Origin of the sequence: Pseudalkalibacillus hwajinpoensis (assembly GCF_015234585.1) — a bacterium.
Classification (GTDB): domain Bacteria; phylum Bacillota; class Bacilli; order Bacillales; family Guptibacillaceae; genus Guptibacillus; species Guptibacillus hwajinpoensis_B.
Genome location: NZ_JADFCM010000001.1, coordinates 547,186 through 568,127, shown reverse-complemented (window position 1 = coordinate 568,127; position 20,942 = coordinate 547,186). Strand labels below are relative to the sequence as shown.

General features: G+C 40.4%; 20 protein-coding genes and 1 pseudogene. 1 reads left to right on the top strand and 20 read right to left on the bottom strand.

The window, feature by feature from the left end; genetic code table 11:
* Window positions 1-8 precede the first annotated feature (8 nt).
* On the top strand, window positions 9-1,526 hold the full coding sequence (locus tag IQ283_RS02750) for a tripartite tricarboxylate transporter permease (RefSeq protein WP_371017666.1): 1,518 nt from the start codon (window positions 9-11) through the stop codon (window positions 1,524-1,526).
* A 57-nt stretch (window positions 1,527-1,583) separates the two neighbouring features.
* Here the strand turns inward: IQ283_RS02750 and IQ283_RS02745 are convergent, their stop codons facing one another.
* From IQ283_RS02745 to IQ283_RS02650, 20 genes and pseudogenes are all read right to left on the bottom strand, one after another.
* Window positions 1,584-2,282 carry a response regulator gene (locus tag IQ283_RS02745; RefSeq protein WP_194218624.1) on the bottom strand — a complete coding sequence of 233 codons (699 nt, stop codon included), beginning with the start codon at window positions 2,280-2,282 and terminating at the stop codon, window positions 1,584-1,586.
* The gene (locus tag IQ283_RS02740; protein ID WP_194218623.1) at window positions 2,275-3,882 is read right to left on the bottom strand and encodes an ATP-binding protein; all 1,608 of its coding nucleotides are present in this window, start codon (window positions 3,880-3,882) and stop codon (window positions 2,275-2,277) included. Before IQ283_RS02740 ends, IQ283_RS02745 begins: the two co-directional genes overlap by 8 nt.
* Window positions 3,883-4,029: 147 nt before the next feature.
* Window positions 4,030-4,956 (bottom strand): nucleoside hydrolase, encoded by a 927-nt coding sequence (locus IQ283_RS02735; protein WP_194218622.1) that lies wholly within the window; start codon window positions 4,954-4,956, stop codon window positions 4,030-4,032.
* A gap of 76 nt (window positions 4,957-5,032) precedes the next feature.
* A complete protein-coding gene (locus IQ283_RS02730; protein WP_194218621.1) occupies window positions 5,033-6,313 on the bottom strand; it encodes a serine hydrolase in 1,281 nt (426 codons plus the stop codon).
* Between the two features lie 12 nt (window positions 6,314-6,325).
* Window positions 6,326-7,513: a phosphopentomutase gene (locus tag IQ283_RS02725; protein ID WP_194218620.1), complete on the bottom strand. Its 1,188-nt coding sequence runs from the start codon at window positions 7,511-7,513 to the stop codon at window positions 6,326-6,328.
* 2 nt (window positions 7,514-7,515) lie between these two features.
* Window positions 7,516-8,670 carry a YhfX family PLP-dependent enzyme gene (locus IQ283_RS02720; protein ID WP_194218619.1) on the bottom strand — a complete coding sequence of 385 codons (1,155 nt, stop codon included), beginning with the start codon at window positions 8,668-8,670 and terminating at the stop codon, window positions 7,516-7,518.
* A gap of 49 nt (window positions 8,671-8,719) precedes the next feature.
* Window positions 8,720-9,814, bottom strand: a complete 1,095-nt coding sequence (locus IQ283_RS02715) for an aminotransferase class V-fold PLP-dependent enzyme (RefSeq protein ID WP_242057222.1) — start codon at window positions 9,812-9,814, stop codon at window positions 8,720-8,722.
* A 2-nt stretch (window positions 9,815-9,816) separates the two neighbouring features.
* Window positions 9,817-10,734, bottom strand: coding sequence for a phosphotriesterase family protein (locus IQ283_RS02710; RefSeq protein WP_194218618.1), 918 nt, complete (start codon window positions 10,732-10,734; stop codon window positions 9,817-9,819).
* Between the two features lie 14 nt (window positions 10,735-10,748).
* Window positions 10,749-12,044, bottom strand: coding sequence for a YhfT family protein (locus tag IQ283_RS02705; protein ID WP_194218617.1), 1,296 nt, complete (start codon window positions 12,042-12,044; stop codon window positions 10,749-10,751).
* 20 nt (window positions 12,045-12,064) lie between these two features.
* Complete coding sequence (locus IQ283_RS02700; RefSeq protein WP_194218616.1) at window positions 12,065-12,424, bottom strand: DUF2620 domain-containing protein; 360 nt, start codon at window positions 12,422-12,424, stop codon at window positions 12,065-12,067.
* Between the two features lie 13 nt (window positions 12,425-12,437).
* On the bottom strand, window positions 12,438-12,800 hold the full coding sequence (locus IQ283_RS02695; RefSeq protein ID WP_194218615.1) for a PRD domain-containing protein: 363 nt from the start codon (window positions 12,798-12,800) through the stop codon (window positions 12,438-12,440).
* Between the two features lie 67 nt (window positions 12,801-12,867).
* Window positions 12,868-13,800, bottom strand: coding sequence for a GntR family transcriptional regulator YhfZ (gene yhfZ, locus IQ283_RS02690; RefSeq protein ID WP_194218614.1), 933 nt, complete (start codon window positions 13,798-13,800; stop codon window positions 12,868-12,870).
* Between the two features lie 287 nt (window positions 13,801-14,087).
* Window positions 14,088-15,377, bottom strand: a complete 1,290-nt coding sequence (locus tag IQ283_RS02685) for a TRAP transporter large permease (RefSeq protein WP_194218613.1) — start codon at window positions 15,375-15,377, stop codon at window positions 14,088-14,090.
* Entirely contained in the window at window positions 15,374-15,853 is a 480-nt protein-coding gene (locus IQ283_RS02680) for a TRAP transporter small permease (protein WP_194218612.1), read from the bottom strand. The genes IQ283_RS02685 and IQ283_RS02680 overlap by 4 nt, the downstream gene beginning before the upstream one ends.
* An 85-nt stretch (window positions 15,854-15,938) precedes the next feature.
* On the bottom strand, window positions 15,939-16,961 hold the full coding sequence (locus IQ283_RS02675; RefSeq protein WP_194218611.1) for a TRAP transporter substrate-binding protein: 1,023 nt from the start codon (window positions 16,959-16,961) through the stop codon (window positions 15,939-15,941).
* Window positions 16,962-16,974: 13 nt separating this feature from the next.
* A pseudogene (locus IQ283_RS02670) lies at window positions 16,975-17,640 on the bottom strand (bifunctional 4-hydroxy-2-oxoglutarate aldolase/2-dehydro-3-deoxy-phosphogluconate aldolase).
* An 11-nt stretch (window positions 17,641-17,651) separates the two neighbouring features.
* The gene (gene hxlB, locus IQ283_RS02665) at window positions 17,652-18,206 is read right to left on the bottom strand and encodes a 6-phospho-3-hexuloisomerase (RefSeq protein ID WP_194218610.1); all 555 of its coding nucleotides are present in this window, start codon (window positions 18,204-18,206) and stop codon (window positions 17,652-17,654) included.
* On the bottom strand, window positions 18,178-18,828 hold the full coding sequence (hxlA, locus tag IQ283_RS02660; protein WP_194218609.1) for a 3-hexulose-6-phosphate synthase: 651 nt from the start codon (window positions 18,826-18,828) through the stop codon (window positions 18,178-18,180). Before hxlA ends, hxlB begins: the two co-directional genes overlap by 29 nt.
* A 5-nt stretch (window positions 18,829-18,833) precedes the next feature.
* The gene (locus tag IQ283_RS02655; protein ID WP_194218608.1) at window positions 18,834-19,790 is read right to left on the bottom strand and encodes a sugar kinase; all 957 of its coding nucleotides are present in this window, start codon (window positions 19,788-19,790) and stop codon (window positions 18,834-18,836) included.
* 18 nt (window positions 19,791-19,808) lie between these two features.
* Entirely contained in the window at window positions 19,809-20,816 is a 1,008-nt protein-coding gene (locus IQ283_RS02650; RefSeq protein WP_194218607.1) for a LacI family DNA-binding transcriptional regulator, read from the bottom strand.
* Window positions 20,817-20,942 lie beyond the last annotated feature (126 nt).

Genomic DNA, 20,942 nt, shown 5'->3' with positions numbered 1-20,942 from the left:
GAAAGATGATGGACACTATTTCGAATATGTTATATGGCTTTCAGGTTGTCTTAACCTTCCAGAACATCCTTTTTGTTTTTATTGGCGTTCTTGCTGGCACACTAATCGGGATGCTCCCTGGACTGGGTCCTATCTCAGCGATCGCCATTATGATTCCTTTAAGCTATGGCATGGATCCAGCCTCAGCCCTTATTCTTATGGCAGGAGTTTACTATGGTGCCGTCTTCGGAGGATCTACCTCATCCATTTTATTAAATGCACCGGGTATATCAGGAACTGTCGCCACCTCCTTTGACGGTTACCCGCTCGCCAAACAAGGTAAGGCTGGTAAAGCACTCGCTATTGCTGCTATTTCATCTTTCGCTGGTGGTACCGTAAGTGTTGTTGCCCTTATGCTAGTTGCTCCTCTAATGGCTAGCTTTGCCGTCTCATTCGGTCCGACTGAGTATTTCGCCCTCATGTTGCTTGGTTTAACAGCGATTGCAAGCTTGTCCGAAGGCTCAACTGTGAAGGCGTTAATCTCTGCAACGATCGGTTTAATCATTGCTACAATTGGCGTTGACCAGCAAACAGGAACACAGCGTTTTACTTTTGGTAATCCGAACCTTCTTGAAGGAATCGACTTTTTAATCATTGCCCTAGGACTTTTCGCGCTTGCTGAGGTTTGCTCGCTAATCTTGTCCCGAAAATCAAAAATGATGGACGGTAACTCCAATGTTGGCTCATTGAAAATCACGAGGCAAGAAGCAAAAGAAATCTCTGGTCCGATCGCTCGTCATTCTGTGCTCGGATTTATTCTTGGCGTGCTACCAGGCGCTGGTGCAACTATTGCTTCCTTCATGTCCTATATCACAGAGAAGAAAATTTCTAAGGATCCTTCGTCTTTCGGAAAAGGAAATATCAAAGGACTCGCTGCCCCAGAAACATCTAATAACGCCGCAACGAGTGGGGCTTTCGTTCCCCTGTTAACGCTTGGTATCCCAGGCTCTGGCACAACCGCTGTATTGCTTGGTGCCCTCCTCGTTGTCGGTGTACAACCAGGTCCGTTAATGCTGACCGATCATCCGGACGTATTTTGGGGAGTGATTGCTAGTATGTATCTTGGCAACCTTTTCTTGCTAGTTTTAAATCTGCCACTTATTCCGTTTATCGCTCGGATTCTTTACATTCCAAAAGCGCTACTAATCTCACTTGTTATTATCTTCTGTATGATTGGGGTTTATGGAGTGAGCTTCAGCACTTTTGATCTTTATCTCTTACTAGCATTTGGAGTGATGGGTTTTATAATGAGACTTCTTAACTTTCCAGCAGCACCGCTCATTCTCGCCTTTATTCTAGGTGGAATGATGGAACAATCATTTAGACAGGCGCTAACGATATCAAATGGGAGTTATGTGACGTTTTTCGATAGTACAGTAACCGTCGTCCTCCTCATTCTGTCACTTCTTTCTCTTACGCTACCTATTATAAAGAGCAAGCTCAGTAAGAAAACAGCAGAAGAGGAAAAGGAACATTTAGCATCATGAAAAAAGCCGCTTCTAAAGTGAGATCTCCTTATGAGCTTCCACTTGAAGCGGCCCTTTTCACCTTCCATTCTTTACGGAATGATAGCGTCGTTCAGGACGACCCACTGTTCCATATGACAAGTCAGCATCCACCTGTCTAAGTGAAACCATGTATTCCAAATATCTTCTCGCTGTTGTTCTGCTACACCCCATCTCACTTCCGACTTCTTCAGCCGTCATGCCTTGAGGCGTGTGGCATAAAAGTACTTCTGTCAGCTTCGATAACGTTAAGGGATCAATTCCTTTTGGAGCGACTTGAGTCGCGACCGTTTCACGTGTTCCTTGTCTTGTAAATAAATGATCCACTTCCTCCTGGCTAACAACCTTCTGATGATTCATTCTTCCTCTCGTTTGTTTGAATTTTTCTAGAGTTTGCTTAAAGCGATCAAAGATAACCGGTTTAATAATGTAATCAATTGCCCCTCCACGCATTGCTTCCTGAACCGCCTCGATTTCTTTCGCAGCAGTAATCATCATCACATCTGTTTCTTTATAATTTTTACGGATGTGCCAAAGTAAGTGAAGTCCGCTTTCTTCAGGAAAAAAGATATCTAGGAGCACAAGGTCTGGCTCTACTATTTCTAGAAGTTCCTTCCCTTCCGTAATGCTTGAAGCAACTCCTATAACTACATATCCCGGTACATTTTCAGTAAATTTCTGATTGATTCTAGCAATTCGATGATCATCTTCTACAATTAACACTTCAATATCAGACATTCGTTTGTTCCCCCTTAGGAATCACAACTGTGAACGCAGCTCCACCGTAACGACTTGTTGATATGGTGACATACCCTCCAAGATATTCGAGTGCATTTTTCACGAGAGAAAGTCCGATTCCTCGATCTTTCCCCTCTTTATTACTAACTCCTCGCTCAAAAATCTGTTCCAATTCCTCTTCATGCACGCCATTACCGGAGTCTTCTATTTCAAAAATCAAATCTCTCCCAATGTCCGTCATAAATAAATGGACCACTCTTTCTTCATCTTGCTTTTCAAGAACAGCATCCATCGCATTATCAATTAAGTTCCCAACGATCGTTACAATCTTTTCTTGCTCCATCCGCTCAGGAAAGTCACTCATACTACTTTCCTCATCAATTAAAAATTGAATATGAAGCTCATGAGCCCTGTTATACTTCCCTAAAAGCAGAGCTGAAATAATTGGATTTGGCACAGCTTTCACCAAAAGCTGTACAACCTCCTGATAACCAATCGCTTCCTTATGTATTAATTCAATCGCCTCATCGTATGCTCCTAACTGAATTAATCCTAAAATGGTATATAGTTTATTGGCATACTCATGCGTTTGAGAGCGAAGAACTTTCGCATAGCTTTGAACTTGAGAGAGCTCTCGTGATAAAGCCTCAATTTCTGTTTTCCTTCTAAAACTTGAAACAGCTCCTGTAATTTCACCTTTTTGAATGATAGGAATCCGATTCACAATCACATGATTATGACCGATGATGATCTCCTGATCATACTCTGACTCTCCAGATAGTAGCACTTCTGGCATTCTTGTATTTGGGAGAACAGAGACAATGTCTTCTCCTTCTAAATTTTCATCTACCTTTCTATTTAGCATACGATGAGCTTCTTGATTAGCAAGGGTGATCTCTCCCTTCGCATCAACCGCAATAATTCCTTCTCTGATCGTTTGAAGAATCGTATTTCGCTCCAGAAACATAGCCCCGATTTCTGATGGTTCAATACCAAAAATGGACTTCTTCACATTCCTCGCAATAAAAAAACCACCTGCTAAACCAAGTAACAATATTGTGCCTATTAAACTCATAACCTTTAATTCAAATTGATCTACTTTCTGTTGAATATCCTCAGTTAAAAAACCAACAGAAACGATACCGATAATTTCACCATTATCAAAAATAGGTGTTTTTCCTCTAAGCGAGGACCCAAGCGATCCTTCTGCTTTAGAAACATATGATTCTCCTTCTACTAAAGCCTGCTGGCTATCGCCACCAACCATATGTTTACCAATGCGATCAAGTAATGGATGAGCTACCCGAATACCATCCTTATCTCCTACTACAATAAATTCCGCTCCTGTTTTATACCGAAGATCCTCTGCGATTGGCTGAATAGAATCGGATGGATGATTCGACTTCATCGCATTGATCACGGCCGGCATCATCGCCACCGACTGAGCGACATTGAGCGCCCGTTCTCCCATCTGTTCTTCAACACTTGTCGAATATAAACGAGTGAAAATCAAACCAAGAATAAGTAAAACTGTAAGTAATAGTCCCAATATCATTAAAGATAATTTCGTTTGAAGAGAAATTGATTTCAGTCTTTGCATACGCTTACACTTCCTGACTGAATTGTCTTACTATTATTCTAACGATGACTTGAGATTAGCACAAGAGGAGGTAATAGTGGTTCGTGGTTTCGTGGTGCCTGTCACCCGCGAATTCGCGAGTGACAGGCACCACCAATTCCGCCCTTCTCACTTCAACGCATTAATCAACAATCCCCAAAACTTTTCTTGATTAATGCCATGCGCAAACTTCACATTCGGCTTTCTTCCCGTTACATGCAGACGATCAACGCACGTTGTACCGTATGTAAATTCTCCTTTTGTCTCAATATCCACTCGAACCGTCTCGAATTCAAAAATCGATTCATCAATTAAATACGCTATCGTGCATGCATCGTGAATGGGAGCTCCTTCAAAATCGAAAACTTCTTTATAAGTTTTAGTAAAGAATTCAAGAAGATCCCCCACAAATTTCGAAACATTCGTGCCAATAGAAGAAATCTCCTGAAGAATCGCTGGCGTTGTAATCGCCTGATGCGTAATGTCTAGACCAAACATTGTCACAGGCACTCCGCTGTTAAAAACAACAACCGCCGCCTCGGCATCGACATAAATATTAAATTCCGCCATAGGTGTCCAATTTCCAAACGTCCCTCCACCCATCAGTACGATTTCACGAATCTTTCCAACGATCGCAGGTTCCTTTTCAATCGCTAAAGCGATATTCGTGAGCGGACCTGTCGGAACTAGCGTGATCTCTCCATCAGAATCTAACAATCTCTCAATGATAAAATCGACAGCATGCTGATCGATCATCATTTTCTTTGGAACTTCCGGAAGCTCTGGTCCATCAAGACCAGAATCTCCATGAATGTCTGGTGCGAATTCACGCGTTTTAACTAGTGGCTGCTCAGCTCCACGAGCAACTGGCACGTCGAGCCCTATGAAATCACATACTTTTAACGCATTAAGCGTTGTCTTCTCAACATCTACGTTCCCCGCTACCGTCGTAATGCCTTCAATCTGAATCTGATCACTAGAAGCTGCAAGAATAATCGAAATCGCATCATCATGGCCTGGATCACAATCTAAAATCACTTTTCTCTTTTCCCTCATTCAGCATCTCTCCTCGTTGTTAAAATAGAAGAACCCTGAGCACCTCCAAGAAAGGAAGCTAATCAGGGTTGAGTTATTATTGAATAGACTCGTATACGATATTCGCGATATGTTTCGAAAGTCCTCCAGTGCTTGGATAGGATCCAGATTCGAGAGGGCCGTTATTTTGTTTATTAGTTAACACAATAATTTGGAGATCATTAGATGGGTCAAAGATCACTTGGGTCCCTGTAAAACCTGTATGCCCAAAAGTCGCTTCTGAATGTTTGTCACCCATGTACCAGCTCTTGTCGAGTTCCCATCCATAGCCCTGTCCAAAACGCTGTGGGGTTGTGAAGTCTTCAATAACCTCCTGATCATATAGCTTCACTTTACCGTAACTCCCACCATTCAACATCGCCTGTCCAAGTACGGCAAGATCTCGTGCCGTGGAGAACAAGCCAGCGTGTCCAGCTATACCTTCGTTTGCATAAAAACTATTACCGTCATTAACTTCTCCAACAAGTGTTTCAGTTCGCCACCTTCCAAAATCCTCAGCTCGTTCAGGAACATTGTAGCCGAAATCGGGATCATCCACCATTTTATATTCAAAAGGATTCCCCCATGAGGTGGCTGCGATTTTATCATCAAGGTGATCTGAAGGAGTAAACATCGTATCTTTCATTTTCAATGGCTCATAAATATTTTTCTGAAGATAATCATCAAGCTTCTCTCCGCTTATTTCCTCAATGATGAACCCTAGCGTCATAAAACTAAAATCACTATAGCGACGATCCGTGCCGGTTTCGTATTCGAGTGGAAGTGCATTAATATAGTTTAGAACTTCTTCCGAATTCTTAGCATGAAAATAAGTGGGCTGCCAAGGAGTTAAGCCAGAGGTATGTGTTAAAAGGTCTGCGATTGTAATATCGTCCTTACCATTAGAAGCAAAATTAGGAATATATTTTGCTACTCGATCATTTACTGCTAATTCCCCATCACTGACAAGCTTCATAATCCCTTGCGTTGTTCCCATTACTTTAGTTAAAGAGGCAAGGTCAAACATTGTTTTCTTTTTCATCTTCCTTGGTTTTTCTAATAGATTTCCCATATCATATTTTTGTGCATCTCCATAGGCAGACTCTTTTACGACTTTACCACTTTTAGCCACAAGTACCACTGCTCCAGGAGTTATATCATTACTTATAGCTTCTTGTACTACGTCATCAATTTCCTCAAGTGTAGTAGCATTCATTCCAGCACTCTTCGGACTACCATGACTCAGCTTCTCTCCGTTGGCAGTAGCTGAAGCTGTGGAAAAGACAGAGATATTCACCAGCAGAACCACGATCGGTATTATAAAAATTCGTTTCTTCATATATACTCCTCCTTAGTTTTTGAGGATTTGATTAAGAAAGCTAGTACCTGCTTCAGTGGATTCAATACGAAAATAATCACTCAAGGTTGCCCCTATATCTGCCATAGTATTTCTTGTCCCAATCGATACTGGCTTCACTTTAGGACCAGTAACCATAAGAGGAGTATACTCTCTTGTATGTTTTGAGTGTCCGATCGTAGGGTCATTCCCATGATCGGCCGTTACTATTAAAATATCATCTTCTTTAAGTAGAGGAATAAAATTCTCCAGCCAATCATCTACTTCTTCAAGAAGTGATGCGTACCAATTCGTATCTTCTGCATGACCAGCAAGGTCCGTTTCTTGTACATTTACTAGAAAAGCCCCATGCTTTTCTTTACTAAATGCTTCTTTTAGTTGTTGAAGCACCTCCGCTGTATTCACAATAGAATAAGCCAAATGCTTTCCTTCGAGTACATCTGCCGTTTTCCCAATTCGATAAACTGGAATTTTAGATTCAGCTAGGGTCTGGAATTGTCTTTGTACGTTTACACCATATCCCAGGTGACGAACTTGATAGTCTTGTCCATACAAGCCTGCTTTAGGGCTATCAATTCCCCACTGTCCCGCTTCCCCTTTTTTTACTACTGATAGAAGTCGCGCGACCGAAGTATGAGGACCGCCTAATGTAATAACTCGACTTGTATCAACGACTTTCCTTACAACGCTTCCTACTTTAAGCGCATACTCAAACGAAACCTTTGTCAGGTCTGCCGTAACATTAATAATATTTCCAGGGGTTGATTCAATGTTATCTGCAACAATGATTGCATCGTCAATTAACAATATTGGCAAATCTTTAAAAGGATAAGTTACTTTGAAATTTTCCCTTAGTAGACTCGTAGCTATATTCTTATGAACGTCTTTCATCAATCGTTTGGCGGGACGTTTCGGAAGACTTCCTACAATCTCTTGGTGTCCCATATAAGTATCAGCTCCGTAGTGTGCGAGTCGTGCTTTTCCGTAAGCTCCTTTTGGTGTTCCGGTTTCATCTACAAGTTGATTAAGTCCAAGCGAATACATGGTGGGAATGGCTATCGGTACTTTTTTTCGAATATGCTCGTACGTATTTGCTATGCAGTCCCCTGGTTCAAAATCTGCACAGTCATCCATTGCTCCAATCCCAAAACTATCGAGAACGAGCACAACGATACGTCCCATCGTTAACCTCTCCTTTCAAAATGTACAATTTCTGGAACACCATCATGTAACCCACGAACAAGGGCAACATTTGCCCTTGTTACAAACACTTGCGTCCGAAAAGCATATATTGCTGTATCACCGATAGATACTCTTGAGTCATGTTCAAGTCTTCCATAGTAATCAATGTACTCGGAATTTAGAGGCTTGCCTTTTAAAAATGTATCAAAAATACGTTCAGGGGATCTTCCGACGTAAGCGCCTGTCATATTTCCCCTTTCATAAAACCCTCCTCCAATCACATAAAAATTCTCCTCGTCTTCATGAGAGACTTCAGATACATAGATAATAGCAGGATCCTCAGGAAGAGTTCGAACCGCATGAAGTGGGGTAGTCCCTGTTAGAGCATGTCCAGGTTCCCCATGTGTAACCCCGGCTTTTTTTAGCATTGGAATCGTTTCTGTACTTGTTGCACTTGGACCATTTACTTGACGAATATGAAATCCTGATGCTTCAAGTATTGCTTTTGCCGAAAGAATTGTTTTCAGGTTTTCTGTAAACAATAGCTCCTTACGTTCTTTGTCCATTAGTAATAACGGAAATGAAGTAACGCCGATTACTTCGATTCCTTTCAGCTGCTTTAGCTCTGGAATAAAACCTTGAAGCTCCTCTACCTGAAATCCTCCCCACTGTCCAGGATAAATAGTGTCTGATGAATTGATTACTCGCAGAATGATCTCCTGTTTTTTTCCCAGTTTCATAGCTGCATCTGATACTTGTCTTGCTCGCTCAATCGAAAAAACCGTCACAACTTCTGGATCGAAACTAAGAACCTCATCCCACTGATGTTTCCCAGGTTGGACAAGATGACCCACGTTACCAATACTGACACCGGAATGATATAGTCGGTAAGCTTCTTCAAATTCAACGGCAACAGCTTTTTCAATTCCATGTTCCGCAATCCAATTCCCGAGATCGCCTATACGACCAAGCTGCTTACTCATAAAATACAATGTGAAATCATTCTCTTTAGCAGCTTGCGCCATTCTTCTGACATTGTGGGCTATTGTGTCAAGGTCGAGAACATACGTATTGGGAGGAATAAGCCCAGATTGGTGAAGTTTTACTCCCGCTTTAATGAGTTCTGGATTTCTCTTCTTTGTAAGTGAAAGAAACAATGTAGTAGCCTCCTAAACAACAGCGTATAGATTATGTCTTGATGTATACTTACTCTCCTCGCAATGATTCTCGAAGAATACGAATAACAGTCTCTGCTCCAGCCTTCATAGGGTTAATCCGTAAACCATATTCAAGTAATGCGGGTGTACTTTCAAGGAAACTACCAGAAACTCGATAAATCATTGGAACAAGTTCAAAACGTGATTCTGCTCCAATTGGATATGTTGCTGCTCCAAAGGCCTTACTTCGCTCGATTACTTCACGGGCAACTGGCTCTTTCAGTTCAACAATGACATTCTTTGATTGAGAGTTTGTAATATATGCCTCTTTTACTCCATACACTTCACCTTTATTTAACAAGTCACATAGAACTTCAACTTGCTGACTCTGAATAGCTAATGAGACAGGTGCAAAAGGTAGGGATCGAAGTAACTCCATCGCTTCTGGTCCCTGAACTTGACTGCCTCCAGAATAATTTCGCTGTTGAATTGTTTTAATGGCGCTCTTCCCTATCACTACTCCAATTCCTTCAGGTCCAAGTAGCTTAAATCCGGAAAAAGTGGAATAATCAGCGCCAGCCTCTACACCAATTCCATGCATTTTCAATGCACAATAATTATCATCAACAACTACAATCATTTCAGGGTTGATCGTCTTAACTAACTTAATCACTTCTTTAAGACGATAAGTGTCGATTGGTTGCTGCCTTGCATGTTGGATATAGAAAACCTTTGCTTCTGAATGAGGAAGACTTTGTTTAATAGCATCTAAATCATTGAAATTCACTTCTTCCGTTCCTAACCCAAGCATTCGGATCGTTTCTTTAGTCGTCATATAAATAGGTGCAGTGTGAATAATCATAGATTCTCCCGGTTCAAGGAGGGCACTTAAGAGAGATCGAATTGCACCGGTACCCGATCCTCGTACAAGTACTGCCTGATCACCTCCAAAAATACTAGCAAGAACGTTCTCAACTTTCGCAGTTGTTCTAGGTCGTTTATAGATCGGATGCACACCGCGATCGCCATCATGGAACATTTCATTGTCTTTAAATTCCTTTGTGATATAATCCACAATTTCAAATTGTTTATTTGTTGCTTCTGCAAGTGACATCTGAGGTATAACAGATTCCTGGTGTTTCAATGTTATGCAATCCCCTTTCGACTGAAAGCATGAGCAGGATTATCGATTAACATCATTCTGATATCCTCATCAGACAAGCCTGCTACTTTTAAACGAGGAACAAATTCATTGAGAACATAGTCATATCCAATACCTCCGTGCTTATGCCAATGTGACTTTCTAGTTAAATCAGCTGATAATAAAATCTGCGCACCATATCCTCTTTCAAATAGACGACAAATTGTATGAATTCGCTCTTCATCAGGTCGATAATTAATTTTTCCAATCGTATCAAATCCTACAAATGCCCCTGCTTCCACAACAGAAAGTACTCGTTCATCATCTTGATTAAGGTCTTGATGCCCCACAATCAATTGGTTCATTGGCAATCCAAGGGCAGAATAAAGTTCAACTTGCTCGACTCCCATCGTTCCGAGCGTTGTATGTGTGGTGAGCGGAAGCCCCGTTTCCATTGCTGCGATTCCCGCACCAGTTAAGAGCTCTTCTTCAATAGGCTTGATTTCATAGTGACTGCTCCCTATTTCTCCAATAACGCCAGGATATACGTCTGTTCCTTCAATTCCATTCTTTATTTCATCAATCATGTATTGTGCAAACTGATCGCGATTCCACTCAGTCGCTTGGTTTGGAAGGAATGGGTCTTTGTAAAAACCGGTACTTGCGATCAAATGCACTCCTGTCGTTTCGCTTAACTTTCTAAGGAGACTTGCATTTCGACCCATTCCGTCATTCGTAACTTCTATCATCGCCTGCCCACCTGAAGCTTTAAAATAGCGAAGTTCTTCTTCCATTCCGCCTATATCGTCAAGAATAGTGTCAGGATCATTTTTAATTCGTGATAAATCAATACAAAGATGTTCATGAGCGGAACAAATCCCGAGCTCAGTAGGAGCAATTGGTCCTCTAACCGTTTGTATCATCTTATCTCCTCCTTCTACTGTGGTATTTGCATGAGGCCAAGTACGACAAGAACATTCGCCAAGATACCAACTGCTATTGCGCCAATCGGTCCTACTGCCATTCGCACAATTGGACGGCCCGCAATCTCATTTAACAAATAGAACCCTGCAATGATAAAAAATCCAAGCCCTGGAGCAATAGCATTAGCTGCGTTTGCACCACCAATTAAAAGAGCCACTTCTAAAATTCGACTCATCGCTGTACGAATATTTTCTCCTGATTGTCGAACTCCAGGATATTTGTCAAGGAAACGTGCAATCTTACTCAATAACATAACCTCAAGAAAAACAGTAATAATACCAAGGATAGCCGCAACCCATACATTAGGAACAAGCAACCCTACAACGAAAATGATTGTAAACCCAACTGGACTATACACACCTGTTGCAATCGCCGTACTAGCAACAAGTGGAATGAATCCCAGCGCTCGGGCTCCAGCAGCGATGGCAGCATCTGTTACTTTTCCGTCTGCGATTAAATTTAATGATATCGGATCTCCAGCCATAATCAGAAGGTTCGTAGCCGCAGCAATCAGCCCCCCCATAATCATGAAATAAATTACATGCTTTTTAATGCGATTCACTCTCTCGCTAAAAACCGAAGCAAGATCAATACTGCTACCTTCTCCTTCAGGTTTTTGGCGCACAGCATATGTAATTAAGAAAATCATTCCAGTAATGAGAGCCATTCCTTCTTGATTTAACGTAACCGTCGTATCACCAAAAGCCATGGCACCGCTTTCATTTAACCATACAGCTAACTGTCGAATGATAGCTGAAGTGACAAATGTTAGCACACCTTTTTTAACACTGAATTGCAATGCCACTGCTAGAGCTGGAAATGCCATAAAGGTGACAACAACTGGGGATCCCACTTCCCCCATCGCATCTAAGAAATTCAATGGTAGTTTTTCAAATAAGGTGACAAATCCTTCTAGTCCAACTAACAAACCTGCACCATATGCGCCACCAACAATTGCCGCAACAGGCGTACCCCATTTATTTCGCGGGGTAATTAATCCAATGATATCTGTTCCAAGCAGAATGCTATGGATAAGGATAATACTCGCAGTAATGGTAAAAGGAATCCCAAAACCAACTACAAGTCCAAAACTCATAGCAAAGGCAGTTAAACCAAGCTCTTTACGTCCCATTCGCCCTTCAGTATTTTCAGGTACAATTGGTCGTAAGCCGTCATTAAACACAGCTAAATTTAAATTTGCAAGAACAGCTGCCATAGCCCCGATCAAGATGACGAGAACCATTTCCATTTGACGAACCCCCTTCTAAATTAAAGTGCTTTAATTGCTCTCATAATCATTGGAACGACTGTTTCCATATGATCAGCAGTAAAACCAAATGCTTTCTTTCCTTCCTTAACAGCCTGTTGAATTTTCTCTTCACTCGGTTTTCTTCCTGGCATTGAAACAGTTTCACAGCTTGGTTTTCCAATAATAGCAATCGCCATCGCTAACGCACCTCCACCACCAGTGTGACACGCTCCAACATAGTATTCTGCCTGACCTGTTTTCACTGCCATTGCCGCTTCTACATCTGATTTAATAGAAGTTTCCACTCCATTTGGTCCATGTTCCTTCACTAGGGCTTCGACTTCCTTTTTATCTACCTGTCCACCAATAACAATTTTCATGAAAAATCTCCTCCTATTTCATATCTTTAAAAATAGATACATAGTGCATTTTTAAAAAAGCGATCTCAGATTTTGGAATTTCATCACCCCAATTGGATTTAAGCCAATTAATCTCTCTATTCGCTAGATCAATTTGCTCAGATTTCTCAATTTCTGAAAAAAGCTCTTCCGGTGGGCCATCGACTGATTCACCGCGGGACATACGCGTTAAGGCTGATGCAAGATGAGTAACAAGCATTTCTACTTTATTTTGAGGAAGCGGCCTTTGCGTATGGACACTTAATCTTTGCACCGCTTCCTCAGCGATAGTTGATGCTTCCTCACTAATCACATCGCCAGCTTTCAGAATATCTAGTCGTTCCTTAATCGTTGTCATAAAAACCAACCTCCAATATACAGGATTTAGTATATTAAAATCATAGGGATTCAAAATGAAATCCCGCCTAATATCGAGGATAAATTTCCCCCTTTTCTACTCGAACTTGTAGCTCCTTGACGTTAAATACTGACAGGTCGAGTAGTGCATCTCTAAGTTCTATCCTCTCCCTATTTAAGACCATAGTTGCTTCATTCACCTTCCGACTTAATTCCTGAGCTTTTATCGAACGAAACGATCCTTTGCCCATTCCTTCAGAATGAATAATCTCATCCTTATTCCAAACTGCTGCATCAATTTCATTGTTCTTAAGCATCTCCATCATCTGCATGTAGTTCACTTCAATTAGCTGAACATCAATACCTTCTATTTCATACTCCGTTAGAAGATGCTGATCAGCTGAAGAATAATCAATACCTACCCGCATGCCGTTTTGAATCTGCTCTGTTTTAGAGTCTGAAAAAAAGATTTCATGTCCGGAAACATATGAGTTATTTCCAAATGTTTTTGCCATTTCGATACGAGCGTCATTCCGAACAGCAAGCTCAGCCGCATGCCTTGAAACAATCACAAAATCATATCTTCCAGCTTTCAATGCCTCTATTCTATTCGATGAGCCTCTCATGAAAGCCAAATTAAAAGGTATTTTCATCATTTCAAGCACCTGAACTAAACCAGTAGCAAGGCCTTCATATTTTCGCGAATATGGTAAAGGCATTGCCCCCATCACAGAACCAAGTCCTGCAATATCCCAAAGTAGCTCTCGATCCGTTCTAACAAGAAACGTACCAAGGTGTCCTCTTGCTTCAAGAACAATAGCTCCTATTTCTTCGAGTAGACGTAACGCTCCCTGAATTGTCCCCCTTCCAAGTGATGTTTCTGTAACAAAATCACTTACGCGAGGAATACGGCTTCCTGGCTCGATCGCTATTAGATTAGCTGCAATTCTCCTAGCTGCCAGTCCATTCTTGCTGTATAATTTCTCCCATTTGCCTTCCATATCCTCACCTCAATATACAATTTTTCGTATTTTCACTTTAAAGAATAAAACAAAAATCTGAAAATTTCAACTGATTTCCTAAAAAAGAATGCGCGGTGTAATTAGTCACCTCGCATTCTTACTGTCTTTTTACCTATTCTATGCTAATAAAACTTGTTGATTTCTATAGGTTTGACACCTTCAAATAAAATATTGATTCACTCGACTTTTAGCGTGATATAAGGGTTATAAATAAAATAATAAAGTGAAAGCTAACAAAGCAAAACCGTTCTATATAAATTCTATAATTAAAACAAATTAGAATTAATCACCTTTGGTAAGTAAAAAGCAACATCCGGTACAAATGCAACTACTAGCAGTACTACGAGTACTATAGCTATATATGGCATAACGGCACCTAGTGAACGTTCAACTGGTAATTTTCCAATTTTCGCAGCTAAGAGTAAACATAAACCATATGGGGGCGTCACTAGACCCACAGCTAACGTCATGATTGTAACGATACCTAATAGAATGGGATCAATCTCAAAGCCGATCGCAACTGGCAAGATCACTGGGATAAATAAAATCATTGCTGGTATAGCATCCATGAACGTTCCTACAAAGAGGAAGAATGCAATGATAATTAATAGAAAAACCCATTTACTATCGATGTTATTTGCGAAAAATTGTTCCGCCCATGATGATAATTGGTAGTAACTCATCAATTCTCCTAAAGCATTTGCTGCGGCTAAGGCGAATAAGGATAATGAACTAAGTGTTAACGTATCCACTAAAATCTTAGGGAAATCTTTTATTTTTAATGTCTTGTAATAAAAAAGGCCAATGATGACTGTATAAAGTGAAGCAAATGCCGCTGCTTCAGTCGCTGTGAAAATTCCGGTGATAATCCCACCAATCAGAATCACGGGTGTCATTAGTGCAGGAATTGTGCCAACAAACTGTTTCAAGAAATTTTTCATTGAAGCTTTCTGATATGTGGGATATCCTCTCTTCCTAGCAAGAATATAAACAAGGATCATCATACCGAGTCCTACGAGGATACCAGGGATAATTCCTACTAAGAACAAAGCGCCAACTGATACATTTGTTAGCCCCGCAAAAATGATCATCGGGATACTTGGGGGAATGATAACACCGATTGTAGAAGAGGCCGCTGTAATACCAACAGCTGTTTCAGTGTCATATCCTTGTTTTTTCATATTAGGAATTAGGATTTTACCAACCCCGGCCGTGTCAGCTTGAGCTGCGCCTGAAACCCCTGCAAAGAGCATAGATACGAGAATATTGGCGTGTGCTAATCCACCACGGATGTGCCCGACAATTGCTAGTGCTAAGTCTATTAACTTTTGGGAGATTTGGCCGCTATTCATCAAGTTAGCTGCTAGTATGAAAAGAGGAACGGCTAATAAAACAAACGAATCGAGACCGTTCAGCATTTTAACTGGTACTGTTACTTCAGGAATATAAGGTACGTTCATAATTCCTAGCAGGGCTACAATTCCGATTACGAACGCAATAGGAATACCAAGAAACATCAGGATAATAAAGAGACCAACTAACAGAATACCAATCATTCGGTTACCTCCTTCTTAGAGAAGCTTCTTACGTTACGTAAAATGTGAGCAAACGTATATATCATCATCGTTCCACCCATAATCGGAATTGAAATCCATACATACCCCATTTTTAATTCCGGGATAGAAACCCAGGTATAGTTCCAGAAGTTTTGCACAGCTTCTATTCCTAAATAAAATAAACCTGTACTAAATACTAGAAGAATAAGATCATTAATGAGATATAGGCTGTTCTTACTTTTGCCAGTTAACTTATTCAATAGAAGATCAAATTTAAAATGCTCTCTTCGATTGAGCATGACGGATGCCCCCATAAACACGGCCCAAATAAAGGAATAAGTCGCAACTTCTTCCGTCCAAATAGCTGAAACCCCCATATACCGCGTAATAACCTGGATAATGATCGTGATAAAAAAGACAACTAGAAACAAGACACCAACAGTTAATTGAATTTTCTCAAGCAGCTTAACGAGCACGGCTAACTTCCCCTTTCTACAAGCGTAAGGCTAATGATTAGAATAAGAGCGAAGGTACCGACTATACCCTCGCTTCACTCTTTACTTATTTCAAATCACGAATTTTTTTCAAAAGATCCGTCGCACCAATTTCTTCTGCTGTTTTGTCTTGAATAGGCTTCGCTAATTCAATGAACGGTTTACGATCAATGTCATTTACTTCTGCCCCTTCATCAATAGCTTTTTGTTTGTACTCTTCTTCTTGCTTGTGAAGGACCTCAATCTCTTTCTTTACTGAAGCTTCAGCTGCTTTTAATACGGCATCTTTTTGCTCATCTGTATAAGAATCAAATTTCTTTCCATTAATGAGTAATAAGCGAGTCGTGTAGTCATGCGCTGTTTCTGTGATGTACTTTCCATTTTCAGTTTTATGGTGATTTTGTTGAACGAAGTATGGATAAGCGTTCTCAGAGGCATCAACGACACCTTGTTGTAACGCTTGATATAACTCTCCCCATGCTACCGATGTTGGTACGGCTCCAGTTTCTTCCCAATACTCTGCAATAGCACCAGAAGTTTGCGTCCGGAATTTCATCCCCTCAATATCCTTTATGGAATTCAATGGCTCTTTCCCATAGTAATGACGAACTCCAGCTGTCCAATAGCCCAAAACTTTGAATGTATTATCAGACTTCTCATTAATCGTTTCAGCAATTTGATCGCCAACTTCTCCCTCAACTGCTTTCTCCCAATGGTCATAACTATCAAATACGTAAGGCATAGCGAATAGATCAATTTCTTTAATACCTGTTTTCGACATAAAACCTGGAGACACAAGAACAACATCAGCGCCGCCAAGCTTAAGCTTTTCCACAAGTTCTGATTCACTTGTGCCCAGAGTTCCCGCATGTACTTCTACTTCAATATTGCCGTCTCCATTTTCTTCAGCTACTTTTTTAAATTCCTTCATCCCATATTGGTAAGGATTTTCAGGCGAAGTTTGGTTATGTGCTGCAATGATTTTAATCTTGCCATTTTCGTTTGCTCCAGCATTTTCATTGTTACCGCAACCCGTCAAAAAACCTAGAGATAAAATCATAACGAACAATAATGTAGATACATATTTCATAAAATCTCCCCCTTTATTTTCTGAATCCGCTTTCAAATAATGAAGTATGATTTGCTCCTCTTAGCTTTTCAACATATTGACTTGCCAATTCTTTTAAACTATTGAAATCGTCTTCTGACGTTAGATGATCAAATTGAACAAGTTGGCCTCCAATCCCAACAACCTTAGCTCCAGCTTGGAAATAATCAAGCATATTTTCCTTATCAATTCCACCAGTTGCCATTATTTCAATTTGAGGTAGAGGACCGAGAATATTTTTTATATAACGAGCGCCCATTGTGTCCGCCGGAAAAACTTTTACCATATCAGCGCCTGATTCATAAGCTGTCACCATTTCCGTTGGGGTCAAGGCACCTATAATGCATGGGACTCCATATCTTTTCGCCACTTTAACTGTATTTAGATTCACCGTAGGAGAAACAATAAAATGGGCCCCTGCCATAATAACTGCTCTGGCTGTTTCACCATCGAGCACAGTTCCTGCACCTATTAATAACCCATCAAAACTATCTCTAACTTTCTAAATCAACGTTTCAACCTCTGGTGTTTCAGCTGTAATCTCGATTGCTTTAATACCACCCTCATATAAAGCTTGAGCAATTGGTAAGATATTTTTTTGATTTGCTTTACGGATGACAGGAATAATTTTTGCCTCCTGTACTTTTAGCAGGTTAGCCATTTAGTACACCTCTATTCCATATTTGCGTGTTTGGAAGTCATTCTTTCGTTATCCGTTTGCTTTGATTGATTAATTGTGTAGATGATAATAGCGTCTAGGAGGAGGTGCAGCGATTGATCAAATTGGTTTCCAAGCGGCTGAATCGTACTAGGCTCTTCTGGTAATCTCTTTTTAGTTGCTGCAGGAACGACTAACAAATGATCACTTATTCCAGCAAGCCTAGAGCTGCCATTCGTTGTAACCGCTGAAATACATGCTCCTATTTCTTTTGCTTTTTCCGCATAAAAACATATAGACTGAGTTGAACCTGATCCAGAGATAGCGATTAACAAATCGCCAGTTTCGATATTCGGAGTAACCGTTTCCCCTGTAACATATACCTCATATCCACCATGCATTAATCGCATAGCAAATGCTTTTCCCACTAGTCCAGAACGTCCCTCACCAGTCACAAAAATTCTTTTAGCTTCTTCTATATGAGTTGAAAGCTGCTTCGCTTGATCTTCGTTCACTTCTGATAACACCTGATTAACTTCATTAACTACAGTGTGAATGACTTTTTTCATATTCCTTGATCGCCTCCTTAATTTGTGCAGCCGCTTGTTTACGGTTATCCTGCTTCGTAATGCCTCCCCCAACGATTAAAGTATCGGGAGCGTAAGAAAGAATTGATGACAGAGAATCAAGGTTGATTCCACCTGCTACAGCAATTTCTATACCTGAGGATTCGCTTACAAGTTCAAAGAGATCACCGGTGATATTTCCTTTTTTCTGCATATCTTTACCAAAATGTAGGCTAATGAGATCGACTCCAAGGTTTTGGAGCTGATTGATGCGCAATTTATTAGTAACGCCCAGTAAATCAACCATTACTCTGCCTTTATGCTCTAAGGCTACGTCTAACATATCGGAAATCGTTTGATCTGCTGCGAAAGCCATGACAGTCGTAATATCGGCCCCAGCTTCAAAAGCCTGAGCAGCTTCAAATTTGCCCGCATCACATGTTTTCATATCTGTTACAATGATTGATTCAGGAAAGGACTCTCTAATTTCCGTTACAATTGACATTCCGTATTCTTTGATAACACCAGTTCCAATCTCAATCCAGTCGATGGAATCATATGTCTCTCCTAAAATGTCTAAACACTCTTCACGGGATAGCCTGTCCAATGCTAATTGAAGTTTCATCTATCTCACCTCTCAATAATTTCTCTTTCTCCAAGCTGTGTAAGAACTTCACTTAGTTCTGGCAACCCTTCATTATCTCCATAAACGCTCACTACCATAGAACCAATTGCATTTGAGAACTTAAGAGTTCTTTCAAGAGTCCAGCCATTTAGTAATCCATAAACAAACCCTGCATCAAACCCGTCTCCTGCTCCTACCGTATCGACCACTTTTTTTGGAGGTATTGCTGGCGCATGAATAAGTTCACCATTTTTATAAGCACTTGCTCCATCCTCACCTTTTTTTATCGCTATTGTTGAAATACCGTATCTTTGACAAGCTTGCGCAATTTGTTCAGGGTCATGAACTCCAAAAAGTAATTCAGCTTCATCTTCACCAGTAAGCAGTACGTCTACATATGGAAGGAGTTCTGTTAAGCCGTACTTAGCTTCTTCGGGAGACCACAATTTCAATCGTATATTAGGGTCGAAAGTGACCATCGCTCCGTTATCTTTTGCTATCGTAGCAGCTTTTTGGAGAAGTGAAATATTCTTATCCGGATTAATTGCAGCAAAAACGCCTGTTATATGTAACACCTTGCAACGTCTCAGCATAGCTTCATCAAGGGTAGCCTCTGTCAGTGCCTCCGTAGGTGATTGATGACGATAATAGAACGTTTGACCATTACCGTCTTCTCTAATCTCCTTGAAATTCAACGAGGTTGAATATCGATCGAGCAACTGCACTTCTGAAACATCGATTCCCTCACCTCTAGCAAAATTACGAATATATTTTCCAAACTCGTCATTCCCTAACCTACTAATCCATCCTGTTTGTAACCCGAGCCTTGCACATCCAACAGCGAAATTAAATTCAGCTCCACCTGCTTTTCTTTCAAAATTGGAAGCATACCGCATTGGACCATGATGTGAAGGATCAAATGTGATCATCGCATCTCCAATCGTAACAACATCTTTTTTCATGCCCGATCTCCCTTCCATTTAGTTAACTGATTCTCTTATCATCAATTTTGGTTCAAAACGATACTCTGGCTGATCATTTATTCTTGTCGTTTTATTAATTTTATCCAACAAAATCTCGGCTGCCATTTTACCCATTTTAAAAGTAGGCTGCGCAACTGCCGTGATGGGAGGAGTAAAGAAACTCGCATACGGTACATCATCAATTCCGATAACAGATAAGTCCTCAGGAATGCGCAAAGATTGTTGCTTGGCAAAACGAAGCACTTCTTTTAGTACAAAATCATTTCCTGCAATAATACAATCTGGAGGTGAAGGAAGTGCTAACATCTTTTCAAGTGATGAAGCAATCAAATCTGGATCAACACATTGGATATAATCTTCTTTTAATTCAATGTTTCGTTCAATCAGAGCTTCCTTATAACCTTCTACTCTCTCATACCGTGAAGAGATGTTATCTATAAAAGATGTAGTCATAATGGCAATACGCTTATGCCCTTTACGAACAAAATGTTCAACAGCTAATTCGGAAGCTTTTTCATTGTTGAGCATTATAGAGGATGCTGGAATATCTGGAACTAAACGATCTAGAAAAACGAGCGGATATTCTTCATCCAACATTTGTTTGTAGAGTTCACGGTTGTTACCCGTTGGAAAGATAATCAATCCGTCCACCTGTTTGGCACGAAGCATTTCAATGTAACGCTTTTCTTTAACTGGATCATCATCAGCATTACAAATAATTGTATGAAAACCTTTTTCATGACACAAATCTTCTACTGCTCTACTCACTTCTGTTGAAAAAGTATGGAGAATATTAGCAACAATGACTCCAATTGTTTTCGTAGATTTTTGTTTCAAGCTCCTGGCTACAATGTTAGGTTGATAACCAAGCTCTTTAATCGCTTCTTCAATTCTTACTTTCGTTTTTTCACTCATATAGTCATATCGTTTGTTTAAATATTGCGAAACGGTGCTCTTCGATACTTGTGCTTTTTTTGCAACGTCTGCCATAGTTACAGTTCTCATAAATCATTCTCCACATCTAAAGTGATTTTACTAAACCGATTTAGTAAATCGATTTAGTTGTATTATAAAGGGGGTGTAAGCGTTTTACAACCCTTGATTTTAAAATCGACAGATTATTTAGTCATT

Excerpts from the sequence above, each read along its gene's own strand:
- IQ283_RS02750 (WP_371017666.1), top strand. The coding sequence starts at position 9 with ATGGACACTATTTCGAATATGTTATATGGCTTTCAGGTTGTCTTAACC.
- IQ283_RS02745 (WP_194218624.1), bottom strand. The coding sequence starts at position 2,282 with ATGTCTGATATTGAAGTGTTAATTGTAGAAGATGATCATCGAATTGCT.
- IQ283_RS02740 (WP_194218623.1), bottom strand. The coding sequence starts at position 3,882 with ATGCAAAGACTGAAATCAATTTCTCTTCAAACGAAATTATCTTTAATG.
- IQ283_RS02735 (WP_194218622.1), bottom strand. The coding sequence starts at position 4,956 with ATGAGGGAAAAGAGAAAAGTGATTTTAGATTGTGATCCAGGCCATGAT.
- IQ283_RS02730 (WP_194218621.1), bottom strand. The coding sequence starts at position 6,313 with ATGAAGAAACGAATTTTTATAATACCGATCGTGGTTCTGCTGGTGAAT.
- IQ283_RS02725 (WP_194218620.1), bottom strand. The coding sequence starts at position 7,513 with ATGGGACGTATCGTTGTGCTCGTTCTCGATAGTTTTGGGATTGGAGCA.
- IQ283_RS02710 (WP_194218618.1), bottom strand. The coding sequence starts at position 10,734 with ATGATACAAACGGTTAGAGGACCAATTGCTCCTACTGAGCTCGGGATT.
- IQ283_RS02705 (WP_194218617.1), bottom strand. The coding sequence starts at position 12,044 with ATGGAAATGGTTCTCGTCATCTTGATCGGGGCTATGGCAGCTGTTCTT.
- IQ283_RS02700 (WP_194218616.1), bottom strand. The coding sequence starts at position 12,424 with ATGAAAATTGTTATTGGTGGACAGGTAGATAAAAAGGAAGTCGAAGCC.
- IQ283_RS02695 (WP_194218615.1), bottom strand. The coding sequence starts at position 12,800 with ATGACAACGATTAAGGAACGACTAGATATTCTGAAAGCTGGCGATGTG.
- yhfZ (WP_194218614.1), bottom strand. The coding sequence starts at position 13,800 with ATGGAAGGCAAATGGGAGAAATTATACAGCAAGAATGGACTGGCAGCT.
- IQ283_RS02685 (WP_194218613.1), bottom strand. The coding sequence starts at position 15,377 with ATGATTGGTATTCTGTTAGTTGGTCTCTTTATTATCCTGATGTTTCTT.
- IQ283_RS02675 (WP_194218611.1), bottom strand. The coding sequence starts at position 16,961 with ATGAAATATGTATCTACATTATTGTTCGTTATGATTTTATCTCTAGGT.
- hxlB (WP_194218610.1), bottom strand. The coding sequence starts at position 18,206 with ATGAAAAAAGTCATTCACACTGTAGTTAATGAAGTTAATCAGGTGTTA.
- hxlA (WP_194218609.1), bottom strand. The coding sequence starts at position 18,828 with ATGAAACTTCAATTAGCATTGGACAGGCTATCCCGTGAAGAGTGTTTA.
- IQ283_RS02655 (WP_194218608.1), bottom strand. The coding sequence starts at position 19,790 with ATGAAAAAAGATGTTGTTACGATTGGAGATGCGATGATCACATTTGAT.
- IQ283_RS02650 (WP_194218607.1), bottom strand. The coding sequence starts at position 20,816 with ATGAGAACTGTAACTATGGCAGACGTTGCAAAAAAAGCACAAGTATCG.